This is a genomic window from Sphingobium sp. FG125, from assembly GCF_057809795.1.
On record NZ_JBMDKQ010000018.1, the window covers coordinates 1 to 13,004 of the forward strand.

Below are 13,004 nucleotides of genomic sequence, written 5' to 3' on the forward strand. Positions count from 1 at the left end.
CTCCCATTCAGGATACACTCTGTGGGAGGTCGGGTGGGGGTGTGGGCCGGTGCGGCAACCGAAATGCGCTCTTTCGCGCATTTCGAGACAGATGCTCAGCGCGCCTCGCCCGCGCACCAGTTGATCGGCTTGGGCGACCAGGGTTGGGCATGGCCCTTGAGGACCATCAACTGGCCGAGCGACACGCCGTCGCGTACCAGCAATCTGGCCGACGGGTCGGGATCTATCGGATCGGGCCGGGCGTCGAACGCGCCGCCGTTCATCATTGCGGCCAGCGCGGTGCGGCCCTGTTGCGCCAGTTCCGCTTCGGCCGGGCATTGGGCATTGGTCTGGCTGGGGACGCTGATGTCGGCCACATGATAGCGTTGGCCCTTATAGGCATAGCTGTCCGCCGAAAGGATGCAGGCGTCGCCGGTCAGGTCGTCGCAGGTGGCAAAGCGTTCGGAAATGGTCGTGGGACCAGCGACCTTGGCGCCACCGGGGGCGGGCAACATATCCTTGAACAGCAATATCGCACCGCCCGCGATCAGCAGCGCGACCAGGATGATGCCCACCGGCACGATGCGGGTGCGGCTTTCCTGCGTGTCATGCAGCCAGGCACCCGACGGGTCGGGTGTGCGATCGCCCAGGTCGTAGAGATTACGTGCCATGATCGGTTTTCCACTATTCTGTGTAATGTTAGCCGATCTTTCGCAAATATTTCGTTAACCAACCCGGCGCGGATCAGGGGATCGGCGGCTTGACGATGGCGCAGGGGCATGGTCAAACCGGCGCGTTCCCGACGCAGGAGGCGGCATGAGCGAGGGCTGGTTATATGATGAGCATCCCGCGATGTTCCGGGCGCACCCGGTGCTGTTCACGCTGTTGTTGGTGTCGGTGGTCGGTATTCTCGCCATTGCTGTGTGGTGGGTGATGCATAAGGGGGAGCGGCTGGCGCTGAGCGAGCGCGAGGTGCTGATGGAGCGGGGGTTGCTGGCCAAGCAGCGCACGCAGGTCGCGCTGTCGAGCATTCGCAGCGTGCGGATCACGCAAAGCCTGGGCCAGCGCATCTTCGACGTCGGCCACGTCGAGCTGTTCAGCGCGGGCGATGTCGCCGAAATCGCGATCAAGAATATGCCGCGACCCGGCCGCATCCGCGCCATTGCTGCCGCGCGCAACCTGGATCTGTTGCCGCAGCGATAGGTTGTCTCACGCTACCCCTTGACTTTGACGCATATATTTCAACGATAGCAGTTTGGGGGGACCGGCAGAGTTCCCAGCCGCAGAGGACGCCAGAAACAGCAACGCCGGGCCGCATGATGTGGCGCGGCGCGGACAAGGGGTCGTCTGCATGGGCTTGCGAGTGATGCCGTCATTGACGGAACTGACAGCCGAGCAGCGCGCGGACATAAGGCAGGCCTGCGGCTTTGCCTGTGTGCGGTGCGGGGTGACCATCTATCGCTATCTGGCCCTGCCCGACAGCAATGGCGCGACTTTGCTGTGCCCGACCTGCCACGGGCTGGTCGAGGAAGGGCGGCTGACCGCGACGCAGGTGCAGAGTTTCCATGCCAATCCGGTGGTGCGCCAGCGCCATTTCGCGCGCGACCGGCTGCCCTTTTCCGCCGAGCTGCCACAACTGATCGTCGGCGGATCGCGCTTGCTGCGCGACACGCCGATCCCGATCACGCTGGACGGCGAGCCGATCCTGATCTTCGCGCCGCCCCGCCGCACCAATGGCGCGACGCGGATCAGCGTGCGGCTGGGCGCGCCCGATGGCGAACCGGTGCAGGTGATCGACGGCAATGAATGGTTGCCCACCAATGGCAGCTGGCACTTCCTGCTGCGCGGCGACCGCTATTCGATGATGGCGTCGCGCGGCGATGGCCTTGCGGTGCTGCGCATCGTCGCGCGCAACCGGATCGCGGTGGAACATCTGCGCACGACCATCCGGGGGCGACGGCTGGAAGTGACGCCCGACTGGCTGGAGATTGACGGCAAACGCTATGTCGACCGTATCGGCAGCGGGACGCTGATCGGGCTGGAGATGTAGGGGGGGCATGGTGATCATTCTATCGGATCCTCCCCTTGCAGAGGAGGTGGCAGCACGCAGTGCTGACGGAGGGGTGTCGCCCTCTCGATAGGGTGACACCCCTCCGTCTGGCCTGCGGCCCGACACCTCCCCTTAAAGGGGAGGATCAGGAAAGGCGCTTTGACAGGCCAGCGCCCAGCGGGCAGGGCTGTGCCATGCAGCTTTCCCATTTCGATCCCGCCCTGTTCCTGCGCGACTATTGGCAGAAGAAGCCGCTTTTGATCCGCAACCCGTGGGGGGAGTGGCGCAATCCGCTGGAGCCGGACGAGCTGGCGGGGCTGGCGTGCGAGGAGGGCGTGGAATCGCGGCTGATCACGCTGGGGGATGATCGGCTGGCGATGGAGAGCGGGCCGCTGCCCGAAACCCGCTTTGGCCAGCTGGGTGGTCGCCCCTGGACATTGCTGGTGCAGGCGGTGGACCATCATGTGCCGCAGGTCGCGGCGCTGATCGACCCGTTCCGCTTCGTCCCCAACTGGCGGATCGACGATGTCATGGTCAGCTATGCCACCGATGGCGGCGGGGTGGGCGCGCATTTCGACCAATATGATGTGTTTCTGGTGCAGGGGCTGGGCCGCCGCCGCTGGCAGGTGGGCGGCCTGTGCGATTCCACAACGCCGCTTTTGCCGCATGACGATCTGCGCCTGCTCGCGGACTTCGTACCGGAACAGGAATGGATATTGGAGCCGGGCGACATTCTCTATGTGCCGCCGCGGGTGGCGCATCATGGCGTGGCGGTGGGCGATGATTGCATGACCTATTCGGTCGGTTTTCGCGCACCGTCCCGCGCCGAACTGGTCGAACATTGGTCCGAGACGCTGGTGGACGCGATGCCGGACGAGGATCGCTTTGCCGATCCCGATCTGGCGCAGCAGGCCAATCCGGGCGAGATCGCGCCTGCCGCGATCGACCGGCTGCACGGGCTGGTGACCGCCGCGCTGGCCGATCGCAACGCCTTTGCCCGCTGGTTCGGCCAATATAGCAGCAGCCCCAAATATCCCGACACCGACTGGCGCCCCGAAGAGCCGATGGAAGCGGGCAATGTCGCGGCGATGCTGGCGCAGGGGGCGGCGCTGTGCCGCAATCCCGCCAGCCGCTTTTCCTTTGTGCGGCAGGGGGCGGGTCTGCTGCTGTTCGTCGATGGCGAATGTTTCGATTGTGCGGGCGACACGGTAGCGCTGGCCGAGATGATCTGCGCGCAGGATCATGTGACGGTCGATCCGTCCGATGCCGGACTTGCCCTGCTCACCGCGCTCGTCAATCAGGGCAGCCTGGCATTTGAGGAAGAGATTTAGGCCATGACGCTGATATTGTTCAATAAACCCTTCAACGTCCTGTGCCAGTTCACCCCCGAAGCCAATGGCCCGGAGCGGCAGACGCTCAAGGATTTTGTCGATGTGCCGGGCGTCTATCCCGCGGGGCGGCTGGACACGGACAGTGAGGGGCTGCTGCTGCTGACCGATGATGGCCGCTTGCAGGCGCGGATCGCCGACCCCCGGTTCAAAATGCCCAAAACCTATCTGGCGCAAGTGGAGGGCGAACCGGACGAGGCGGCGCTCGACGCGCTGCGGCGCGGGGTGACGTTGAAGGACGGACGGACTTTGCCAGCCGAGGTCGAGCGGATCGACGACCCGGCGCTGTGGCCCCGCGACCCGCCAGTGCGTTTCCGCAAGACCGTGGCCGATTGCTGGATCAGCCTAACGATAAGGGAGGGCAAGAACCGGCAGGTGCGCCGCATGACGGCAGCGGTGGGGCATCCGACGCTGCGGCTGGTGCGCTGGGCGATCGGCGAATGGACGCTGGAGGGCGTGCATCCGGGGGAATGGCGCGAGGTTGGGTGAGGGGTGAGCTAACCGACCATTTTTTGCTGTTCCGCGAGATTATCCTCCTCTTCGAAACCAGCCATTCATTCAGACGGGCCGTCGGACGCCGAATGACGAAATCTGGTGGTTAGCTGCCTTTCCACCAACGCCGGTTTATACGTTGCGTTGCTATATTTAGCGCTTCGGTAAGCGCAATGTTGCCTACAAAAGTAATCCTTGATTGCGCTAGGATGGCTTTTGCAGCCCCCTTATGTGGCGAAGATACCTCCCCTAGCTCGTGTGCTGCCGCCAACTGCGCCCAAAGACCGAATTGATGGTCCTTATTGTAAAGCGTTGCGGCTAGCTCGTTAATCCTTCGCCACCGCACAAGATCATTCTCTAAAGCCTTCGTGCGGACGCTCCGCAGACCAGCGAATGTTGCGATTACAAGTGGCACGAGAATGCCAATCAGCCCTGAAAGCTCGGTGAATGTTGTGGGATACATGCGTGCAATATGCAGCAAGCCAAAACGTCCGCAAGTGCGCGATTGTTGCCGGACGATTTTTCTTCGTGCAACGTCAGCTATCGCCGGTCATCTACCCAAAAGCTGACTGACTGAAATCCACCCAAGTTGGCCCCTAGGCGAAGTTGGACGCTGATTTGGTGCGCATATGTGAACGCCGCACACCCTCACCCAGCTTCGACTAGGGCAGCAAGCTGCCAAGTCTGCGCATCCCTCTCCCTGGAGGGAGAGGGATAGATGGGTGATCGGGGCCGGATCACATGATCCGACCCCATTCCCTCACGCCGCGGCGCGGCGTTCTTTCAGTTCTTCGTTCAGCATTTCGGCCAGCAGGAAGGCCAGTTCCAGGCTCTGCGCCGCGTTCAGGCGCGGGTCGCAATGGGTGTGGTAGCGGTCGGCGAGGCCTTCGTCGGTGATGGCGATGGCGCCGCCGGTGCATTCGGTGACGTTCTGGCCGGTCATCTCCGCATGGATGCCACCGCCAAAGCTGCCCTCGGCGCGGTGGACGGCGAAGAAGCCGCGCACTTCGGCCAGGATGCGCTCGAACGGCCGTGTCTTGTAGCCGTTGGCGGCCTTGACGACATTGCCGTGCATCGGGTCGCAGGACCAGACCACCGGATGGCCTTCGCGCATCACCGCGCGGACCAGCTTGGGCAGGCCCGCCTCGATCTTGTCATGGCCATAGCGGGTGATGAGCGTGATCCGCCCGGCTTCGCGCCCTGGGTTCACCACATCGAGCAGGCGGATGAGCGCGTCCGGCTCCAGGCTGGGGCCGCACTTCATGCCGATCGGATTGCCGATGCCGCGCAGATATTCGACATGGGCCGACCCTTCAAAGCGGGTGCGGTCGCCGATCCACAGCATGTGGGCGGACGTGTCATACCAGTCGCCGGTCAGGCTGTCCTGCCGCGTCAGTGCCTGCTCGAACGGCAGCAGCAGCGCTTCATGGCTGGTGTAGAAGCTGGTCCCGCCAAGCTGCGGCACGGTTTCCGCCGACAGGCCGCAGGCGCGCATGAAGTCGAGCGCCTGGCCGATCTGGTCGGCCATCTGCTCGAACTTCGCTGCCCAAGGGCTGCGCCCCATGAAATCGAGCATCCAGCCATGGACGCGGTCCAGGCTGGCATAGCCGCCGGTCGAGAAGGCGCGCAGCAGGTTGAGCGTGGCCGCCGACTGGTTATAGGCCTGCACCATCCGCTGCGGGTCCGGCTCGCGCCCTTCCGCCGTGAAGGCGATGTCGTTGACATTGTCGCCGCGATAGCTGGGCAGCTCGACCCCGCCGATGACTTCGGTATCGGCCGAACGCGGCTTGGCGAACTGGCCCGCCATGCGACCGACCTTCACCACCGGCAGCTTCGAGGCAAAGGTCAGGACCACCGCCATCTGGAGCAGTACGCGGAACGTGTCGCGGATATTGTTCGGGTGAAATTCCGCGAAACTTTCCGCGCAATCGCCGCCCTGCAACAGGAAGGCTTCGCCGGCCGCGACCTTGGCCAGGTCCGTTTTCAGGTTGCGGGCCTCGCCTGCAAAGACGAGCGGCGGAAACTGGCCGAGCTGGGCTTCCACGGCGGCCAGCGCCTGCGTGTCCCGGTAAGCGGGCATCTGAATGCCCTTATGCGCGCGCCAGCTATCCGGCGTCCATTTCGCCGCCACGACGAGTCTCCTAAAATGAACCAAAAAAACAGGGGCCGCACCTACGCCGGTGCGCCGTTCAAGGCAAGTTTATAGCAGCCGCGCGGCGTTCAGGCGCAATGATCCTTTCGATCAGACTGATCGAGCGGCTATTTCTGGCATGGATAGCGGTCGTTGAGCGCCACGCTGACCAGCACGGATGCGGGGCCGTGCCGCTGGTCGGGCCAGCGTTCGAGATAGGCGACGACCGTGCGGCGGGCGTCGTTGGCGCTCATCTTGTCCGGCCAGCAGATCGGGCGACCCCGACCGATGAAGCTGTCCTTGCGGATGCCATCGACCACGCCGACGATATAGGCGGTGCAGGCCAGCGCATATTCGGGTGCCTTGTTGCGGCATTTGGCAAGCAGCGAGGTGCCGCTTTCGAACATGAAGGCCTGGGCCGCGACCGGCGTGGGGGAGGCGGCGAGCAAGGCGGTCGCGATAAGGATGGGGAGTGCGCGCATAGGGGGTTTCCAAGCAACGGGTCATGAACACTATAAATTACTGCGCGGGAGCATGGCGGATTTTTACTGTCGCTTCGCCGTGAAGGCGAAGGTCAGCGCCACCTGCGGTGTCAGCCCGCCGCTGCTCTCGCCATTGCCGACGCCAAAGGCCGAGCGGGCGATGGTTGCGGTGCCGCTGACCTTGCGGGTTGCGCCGTCGCCCGACAGGGTGAAGCGGATCGTCTGGGGCTTGGCGACGCCTTTGAGGCTGAGCGTGCCGGTGGCGCGATAGGCGTTCGCGCCCCTTTTCTCCGCGCCCTTTGCGGTGAAGGTCGCGGTGGGGTGGGCGGCGACGGCGAAAAATTCGTCGCCCGGCAGCATCCCGTCCTGATAGGCATCGCCGACGCTGGCGCTGGCCATGTCGATCGTCACCTTGATGTCGGCGGTTTCGGGATGGTCCGGGTCCATGACGATCGCGGCGGTCCATTTGGCGAAGCTGCCACTGATCGTCTGGCCATCATTGCCGACAGAAAAGCCGATTGTGCCGCCGGGTTGCACGGTCCAGGCGGGGGGCGGACCGACGGGTTCTTCCGGGGCGGCTTCGGTCGTGTTGGCGGCGGCGTTGTCCGGTGCAGCCGCCACGACATTTGCGGGTTCGGCGATATTTTCTGGCGCTTCGGGGGCTTCGACCGCAGCGGCGGCCTTTGGCGCGGGGGCGGGGGCGGGCAGGATAGCCTTGCCGACGACCAGACCCAGCAGGATCAGCGCGGGCAGGGCGATCAACAGCGCGGTCGAGCGGCCCGGTATCATCCGCCAGATCAGCCCGTCGCGCATCAGAAAATGATGGCGCAGCGCGCCCGCGACATGGAGCAGGAAGAGGGCGATGCCGAGCCAGGCGATCAGGCCATGGCCACCCTCCGCCAGTTCATGCGCTGATGCGGGCAGCGGCAGATGGGGCAGGGGGAGGACGCCGAACAGCAGGGTCGGCACCTTGACCTTGGCGGTCGACACCAAGGCCCAGCCGGTCAGCGGCGCGCCCAGCATGAAGGCGTAGAGTCCGACATGCACGCCCGACGCCAGCGCGCCCTGCCAGCCGCCCTCCAGTTTCGCCGGGCGCGGTTTCCAGTAGCGCACAACGATCCGCAGCAGGGTCAGTACAAGAATCGTGATGCCGACCGACTTGTGCCATTGATAGAGGGCAAAGCCCCGCGCGCCCAGATCCTCCAGCGCCCAGCCGACGCTGATCTGGAAAGCGAGCAGGGCGGCGATGGCCCAGTGCAGGATGATGGCGACAAGGCTGTAGCGTTGCATGAAAACCCCGGCAGGATGGACTTGGCGCGGAAGCTATGCCGCGCGCGGGGCGAAGTCCATCGCCCTGCCGGGAAACGCAGCGTTGCCTATGGCTTGAGGGGGAGCGCTTCGGCATCCGCGTCGGGCAGGGATGCGCCCATGACCTTGGCCAGCGTGGGCGCGATCGCGCGCATGTCGATCAGGCCCAGATCCTTGTCCCGTGCCACGCCCTTGCCCATGACCATGAAGGTCGCGCGCAGATTGGCAGGACCGGGGAAATAGCCGTGCATCCCCTTGACCGGGCTGCGCGCCACCACCGGCGCGGTGGGCCCGCGATAGATGTCGGTGACATAGCCGGGGGCGAGGTTGATGTAATAGGTCGCCTGCGGATTGCCGCCCATCGCCGCGATCTGCGTCTTGTCCGCGACCTGCGCAATGCCGTTGGCCGGGTTGGCGGCGAGCTTGTCGAGTAATGTTTTTACGCGAACCGCCAACGCGGCATCTTCGGGCCGGGCCAGCATGATCGCGGCGGAACCGCCCGATATCCAGGGCATGGCCAGCCAGGAGGCAACCTTGCCATCCTTGTCCAGCGTGATCAGGCCCGCGTCGATGAAGGGGCGGTAGAGGTTGATCGCTGTTTGGGTCGCTTCAAAACCATGGTCGCTGACCAGCGCGATGACAGCGTCGGGATGGGCCTGCATTTCCGCGGCCACGAGATCGCCGACGATCGCGTCGATCTTTTCCAGCACGCCCTTGGCGGCGGGCGTGTCCGGTCCCATGGCATGTTGCTCATGGTCGAGCGCGGTGAGGTAAACGGTCAGGAATTGCGGCTTGTGCGCGGCGATCAGCGCGGTGGCGAAGCGACCGCGCAGCTGGTCGCCGGGCAGGCTTTCATCGATGCCCATGGCGTAGGGTGCGCCGACCCGCGCCTCCAGTTCCGCTTTCAGGCCGGGCGTTGCCAGCGCGTCGAGCAATTTTGCGTCATCGGCGTGGCCGGTGCGCCAGATTTGCGGCAGGTTCCACGTCACGCCCTTCGCCGCGACGCTGACCGGCCAGTGGATATTGCCGGTGGACAGGCCCGCCCTGGTCGCGGCCTCCCACAGGGTCGGCACCTTGATATCCTGCGCATACCAAGTCCAGCCGCCCTGATTGATGCCGGTCGGGTCGAAACTGTTATTGGCGACGATGCCGTGCTTTGCCGGGGTTGTGCCGGTCATCAGCGTCGTGTGGCTGGGATAGGTCAGCGTCGGCAACACGCCGGTGACGCCCGAAGCGTGCGCGCCCTCCGTCACGAAACGGCGCAGGTTGGGGAGGGTAAGGCCGCGCTTTTGCGCCTCGATCACGTCACCGGGGCGCAGCCCGTCGATCGAGATGAGGAGGACGGGGTCCGCCAGTGCCGCGTGCGGGATGCAGGCGGCGATGGCGGTGGCGAGGAAAAGCGCGGCTTTGGTCATGGGAATGTGTCGTCCTTCTTAAGCCCCTCTCCTTTAGGGGAGGGGTTGGGGTGGGGGCGTGCCTTTACTGGCTGCGCCTGATCGATAGCCCCCACCCCCGGCCCCTCCCCTGAAGGGGAGGGGAGATTCAGTGTTTAGAACCCAGCCTTCAGCGTGGCGAAGAATTGCTGGGGGGCGCCGACCAGCAGGGTCTGGGCGTCGCCGCTATTGCCAAAGCCGCCCGACCCGATCGTGCCGACATAGCGCTTGTCGAACAGGTTGGTGGCGTTGAGCTGCACCTCCACCTTGTCGGTGAAGCGATAGCCGAGCGAGGCGTCGACGATCAGGCGGCCTGGGACCGAGGCGTCGTTGGTGTAGCTGTAGAAGCGGCGCGACATATAGTTGAGGCCGACGCGGAAGAAGCGCTGGCCATCGTCATAGTTGAACTCGCCGCGCGCCATATGTTTGGGGCTGTCCACCACGGTCTTGTCCTTGATCGCCGCGACCAGCACGCCATTGCCGTTCACGACATCGTCGCGATAGGTCGCGTCGGTGTAGCTGTAGCTGGCATAGAGGCCAAAGCCGCCGCCCAGCTTCAGGTCGCCCGCCGCTTCGACGCCGATGGAGCGGACGCCGCCGACATTCTGGAGCGCCGACGGGTTGCCCTGGATCGCCGATCCGACCTGCACCGCCAGCAGGCGGTTGCGGAAGTTGACGAGATAGGCGCCCAGCGTGCCGTTGAAGATGGGCGTATTGTAACGCAGGCCCAGTTCGTAGGTGTCGGACTGTTCGGGTTTCAGATCATCCCGGATCGCGTCGAAACCGGCCTGATTGGTCGAGAAGGGGCCAGTCGTGGTGGCGCTGGCAAAGGCGCGGGTCGACTGGCTGAAACCGCCAAAGACTTCTGCTTCAGGCGTGACCTTCACGACGAAACCGGCGGTGGGCTGGAACCAGTCCTGCGCCTTGATCTTGCCCTGCGGGAAGCTGGCCTGCACGACGGCCTCAGCCTTGTTGGTGACCGAAAAACCCTTCCACCCCAGATTGATCGTCACCATGCCAAGGTCGATCTTGTCCTGGACATGATATTGGAACGTGTCGGTGGTGAAATCGAATTCCCACTGGGTCGCGAAGGGATTTTTGGGATAGTCGCGGAACGACAGGCCCGGTTCGGTGCGGCTGGCAAAGGCGTAGAAGCGGCGGGCCTGATTGAACTTGTTATTTTCATACCATGCGCCGACGTTCAGAGTCTGGCGGCCGATCGTGAAATCGACGCTGCCGAAGCCGCCGATCCGGTCCATTTCATATTCGGTGGTGCGCACCGACATGGGAACGCCATTGGGGCTTTGCACATAGGGGGTCGCCCACAGGCCCATGCCGCTGTTGTTGTGATAATAGCCCTTGAGGTTCAGCTTGGCCATCTCGCCCAGCGGGGTGGTGAAGCCGATCGCGCCCAGCCAGTCCTTGCGCAGGCCGGCCGCGTCATAATAGGCGTCGTCGGCGCTGGTGACATTGCCGGGATAGGTCTGGCCGGTGGCGACGTTCGCGCCGCTATAGTCGAGCAGACCGTCCGGGAAGGGCGATCCGCCGCTATTGCTGACCCGGTCCGCGTCATTCAGGCGGGCGGCATAGTCGATCGCGCGGGCATAGTCGGGATAGGTGTTGTCCCAATCCCAGCCGAGGCGGCGGATCATGCCCATCGACATGTCCTGATAATCCTGTTCGCGGCGGTCGGAATAGCTCAGCCAGCCGTCAATCTTTGCCTCGCCGATGGGGATGATGACCTTGGCATTGCCCATATGCTGGTCCTGCGTACCCTGACCCTTATATTTGTCGGTCGATCCATAGCCGTAGGAGACATAGCCGCGCACGCCATCCTTGCTGCCCAGATTGAGGCGGGCGAAGGCGCGGATCGTGTCGTCGCTGCCATAGGTCAGATTGCCCTGCGCGCCCAGTTCGCCGGTCGGTTCAGCCGAGAATGTCTCGACCGTGCCGCCCAGATTGCCGGTCGCCTGCGTACCGAGCGAACCGGCGCCCTGCGACACGCGCACGCTGCCGATATTCTCGCTGCTGATGGCGCGGGTGATGTGCAGGCCGTTATGGTTGCCATAGCTCATATCGCCCAGCGGTATGCCGTCGAAGGTGAAGCCGAGGCGGGTCTGGTCGAAGCTGCGGATGGTGACGCGCTGCGACCATTCATAATTGCCGAACGGGTCGGCCGACTGGAAATTGACGCTGGGCAGCTTTTCGATGGCTTTGAGCGGATTGGTGCCGGGCGTCAGCACGATGATGTCGCGCGCGGCGATTTCCTGCACCTGACGGGTTTCGCCACGGCCAAAGACGATGATCGTCGCATCGTCGGGTGCGGCCTCTGCGGCGGGCGTCGCGGGCGCAGGGGTTTGGGCGAAGGCGGGCGTCGCCGCCAACATGGTGGAGGCGAGCAGCAGGGCAGTGGCAGGACGCATGATATTTCCCCTTGGATAACCGTGATCGGCTTGGTCCGGGGCCGTAGGCGCGTGATGTTGCACTGCAATGTGAGGAGCTTGACGAAATGGCGTCTTGCGCGTGACACTCTTGTGATGGGCATGTGCGGGTTGCGCTGCATTGTGTCATAAAGGTCGCAGTCGCGCCATTTTCGCTGGCCCGATTGCATCACCGGCCAGCATGGCTATGGCATTGCCATCCTTATCTTATTGGAAAGCAGGACATGGCCAAACCCGAATCCTGGCGTTTCAACCCCGAAGCCTATCGCTTCGTCACCAGCATCGACACCCGCTTTCAGGATCTCGATACGATGGGCCACGTCAACAATGTGGCGATTTCCGGTATCTTCGAGACCGCGCGTATCCGGTTTCACCATCATATGGGCCGTCATCCGCAGGAACAGGGCGTGCGCTGGATGGTGGCGAATGTGAACCTCAATTTCATCGAGGAATCGCACTTCCCCTATCCGTTCGACGTCCATTGCGCGATCGGCCATATCGGTCGCACCAGCTGGACGATCAGTTCGGCGGGGTTCCAGAAGGGCGTCTGCGTCGCCACCTGCGACACTACCGTCGTGACGCATGGGGCCGAGGGTCGCCGCGAAATTGACGAGACGCTCCGCGAGGCGATGGAGATGAATTTCATCCGCCAGCCGGGGTGATTGGGGACACAGCGGAAGATCATTTCACTTCGTCATGCTGAATTTATTTAGCTGCGCTTGCCTTCGGCTCAGCATCCATTTCTCGTCACGAACCACCGCTTGATCCGGCGAAATGGACCCTGAAAAAAGTTCAGGGTGACGATTGAGGTGGAGCCAGCACCTTTAAGCGATGACCCCGCCTTCAAGGGGCGAGCGTGTTAAATCACGACCATGACCATGTTGGTATCACCCAAACCCGTGCATCCGCCGGGACCATTGGAAGGCGATGACCGCGCCCTTGACCGGCTGGATCATCGCGACCGCCAGCAGCAGCGCCAGGCTCGGCCAGATTGCCGCCTGCCAGCCCAGCGGAATGTCGAGCGCGCTGTTCACTTCGATCATCAGCGGCACGAGTATGTGGCCGAGCAACAGGATGACGATGTAAGACGGGAAATCGTCGGCCTGATGCGCGTCCCAGCGCTGGCCGCAATGGGCGCAGGCGGACGTCGGCTTGAGGAAGCGGGCGAACATGCGCCCTTCGCCACAGGCCGGACAGCGTCCGCGCAGCGCCAGGCCGATGGCGGCGCCAAGCGGACGATCGGGTGCGGCTTTGGGGGTCTGGTCGGGCATAGACGCTGAGGTAGGGGCTGCGATCATGC

12 protein-coding genes are annotated in these 13,004 nt (G+C 64.0%); 5 read left to right on the forward strand and 7 right to left on the reverse strand.

All coding sequences use genetic code 11. The features are described from left to right. Positions 1–95: 95 nt before the first annotated feature. Positions 96–650, reverse strand: a complete 555-nt coding sequence (locus ACODSR_RS15785; RefSeq protein WP_489077597.1) for a nuclease — start codon at positions 648–650, stop codon at positions 96–98. A gap of 145 nt (positions 651–795) precedes the next feature. On the opposite strand from ACODSR_RS15785, the gene ACODSR_RS15790 reads away from it, so the two are divergent. The 4 genes from ACODSR_RS15790 (at position 796) to ACODSR_RS15805 (ending at position 3,906) form a co-directional block, all read left to right on the forward strand. Beyond that, on the forward strand, positions 796–1,182 hold the full coding sequence (locus ACODSR_RS15790; protein ID WP_119745064.1) for a PH domain-containing protein: 387 nt from the start codon (positions 796–798) through the stop codon (positions 1,180–1,182). Between the two features lie 163 nt (positions 1,183–1,345). Continuing rightward, on the forward strand, positions 1,346–2,029 hold the full coding sequence (locus ACODSR_RS15795; RefSeq protein ID WP_489077676.1) for a hypothetical protein: 684 nt from the start codon (positions 1,346–1,348) through the stop codon (positions 2,027–2,029). Between the two features lie 194 nt (positions 2,030–2,223). Beyond that, positions 2,224–3,360 carry a JmjC domain-containing protein gene (locus ACODSR_RS15800; protein ID WP_489077598.1) on the forward strand — a complete coding sequence of 379 codons (1,137 nt, stop codon included), beginning with the start codon at positions 2,224–2,226 and terminating at the stop codon, positions 3,358–3,360. A 3-nt stretch (positions 3,361–3,363) separates the two neighbouring features. Next, entirely contained in the window at positions 3,364–3,906 is a 543-nt protein-coding gene (locus tag ACODSR_RS15805) for an rRNA large subunit pseudouridine synthase E (protein ID WP_489077599.1), read from the forward strand. A gap of 763 nt (positions 3,907–4,669) precedes the next feature. On the opposite strand, the gene ACODSR_RS15810 is transcribed toward ACODSR_RS15805, so the two are convergent. From ACODSR_RS15810 to ACODSR_RS15830, 5 genes are all read right to left on the reverse strand, one after another. Next, entirely contained in the window at positions 4,670–6,040 is a 1,371-nt protein-coding gene (locus ACODSR_RS15810) for a class II 3-deoxy-7-phosphoheptulonate synthase (RefSeq protein ID WP_489077600.1), read from the reverse strand. Between the two features lie 128 nt (positions 6,041–6,168). Continuing rightward, a complete protein-coding gene (locus tag ACODSR_RS15815; RefSeq protein ID WP_489077601.1) occupies positions 6,169–6,522 on the reverse strand; it encodes a Rap1a/Tai family immunity protein in 354 nt (117 codons plus the stop codon). 63 nt (positions 6,523–6,585) lie between these two features. Then, positions 6,586–7,812 carry a YceI family protein gene (locus ACODSR_RS15820; RefSeq protein ID WP_489077602.1) on the reverse strand — a complete coding sequence of 409 codons (1,227 nt, stop codon included), beginning with the start codon at positions 7,810–7,812 and terminating at the stop codon, positions 6,586–6,588. A gap of 86 nt (positions 7,813–7,898) precedes the next feature. Further along, on the reverse strand, positions 7,899–9,245 hold the full coding sequence (locus tag ACODSR_RS15825) for an alkaline phosphatase family protein (protein WP_489077603.1): 1,347 nt from the start codon (positions 9,243–9,245) through the stop codon (positions 7,899–7,901). A 134-nt stretch (positions 9,246–9,379) separates the two neighbouring features. Continuing rightward, positions 9,380–11,686 (reverse strand): TonB-dependent receptor, encoded by a 2,307-nt coding sequence (locus ACODSR_RS15830; protein WP_489077604.1) that lies wholly within the window; start codon positions 11,684–11,686, stop codon positions 9,380–9,382. A gap of 242 nt (positions 11,687–11,928) precedes the next feature. Here ACODSR_RS15830 and ACODSR_RS15835 point away from each other — a divergent pair, with 242 nt between their 5' ends. Next, positions 11,929–12,366 (forward strand): acyl-CoA thioesterase, encoded by a 438-nt coding sequence (locus tag ACODSR_RS15835; RefSeq protein ID WP_489077605.1) that lies wholly within the window; start codon positions 11,929–11,931, stop codon positions 12,364–12,366. Positions 12,367–12,591: 225 nt separating this feature from the next. On the opposite strand, the gene ACODSR_RS15840 is transcribed toward ACODSR_RS15835, so the two are convergent. Continuing rightward, a complete protein-coding gene (locus ACODSR_RS15840) occupies positions 12,592–12,975 on the reverse strand; it encodes a DUF983 domain-containing protein (protein ID WP_489077677.1) in 384 nt (127 codons plus the stop codon). Positions 12,976–13,004: the final 29 nt, after the last annotated feature.

Excerpts from the sequence above, each read along its gene's own strand:
- ACODSR_RS15785 (WP_489077597.1), bottom strand. The coding sequence starts at position 650 with ATGGCACGTAATCTCTACGACCTGGGCGATCGCACACCCGACCCGTCG.
- ACODSR_RS15830 (WP_489077604.1), bottom strand. The coding sequence starts at position 11,686 with ATGCGTCCTGCCACTGCCCTGCTGCTCGCCTCCACCATGTTGGCGGCG.
- ACODSR_RS15825 (WP_489077603.1), bottom strand. The coding sequence starts at position 9,245 with ATGACCAAAGCCGCGCTTTTCCTCGCCACCGCCATCGCCGCCTGCATC.
- ACODSR_RS15820 (WP_489077602.1), bottom strand. The coding sequence starts at position 7,812 with ATGCAACGCTACAGCCTTGTCGCCATCATCCTGCACTGGGCCATCGCC.
- ACODSR_RS15790 (WP_119745064.1), top strand. The coding sequence starts at position 796 with ATGAGCGAGGGCTGGTTATATGATGAGCATCCCGCGATGTTCCGGGCG.
- ACODSR_RS15805 (WP_489077599.1), top strand. The coding sequence starts at position 3,364 with ATGACGCTGATATTGTTCAATAAACCCTTCAACGTCCTGTGCCAGTTC.
- ACODSR_RS15815 (WP_489077601.1), bottom strand. The coding sequence starts at position 6,522 with ATGCGCGCACTCCCCATCCTTATCGCGACCGCCTTGCTCGCCGCCTCC.
- ACODSR_RS15835 (WP_489077605.1), top strand. The coding sequence starts at position 11,929 with ATGGCCAAACCCGAATCCTGGCGTTTCAACCCCGAAGCCTATCGCTTC.
- ACODSR_RS15840 (WP_489077677.1), bottom strand. The coding sequence starts at position 12,975 with ATGCCCGACCAGACCCCCAAAGCCGCACCCGATCGTCCGCTTGGCGCC.
- ACODSR_RS15800 (WP_489077598.1), top strand. The coding sequence starts at position 2,224 with ATGCAGCTTTCCCATTTCGATCCCGCCCTGTTCCTGCGCGACTATTGG.
- ACODSR_RS15795 (WP_489077676.1), top strand. The coding sequence starts at position 1,346 with ATGCCGTCATTGACGGAACTGACAGCCGAGCAGCGCGCGGACATAAGG.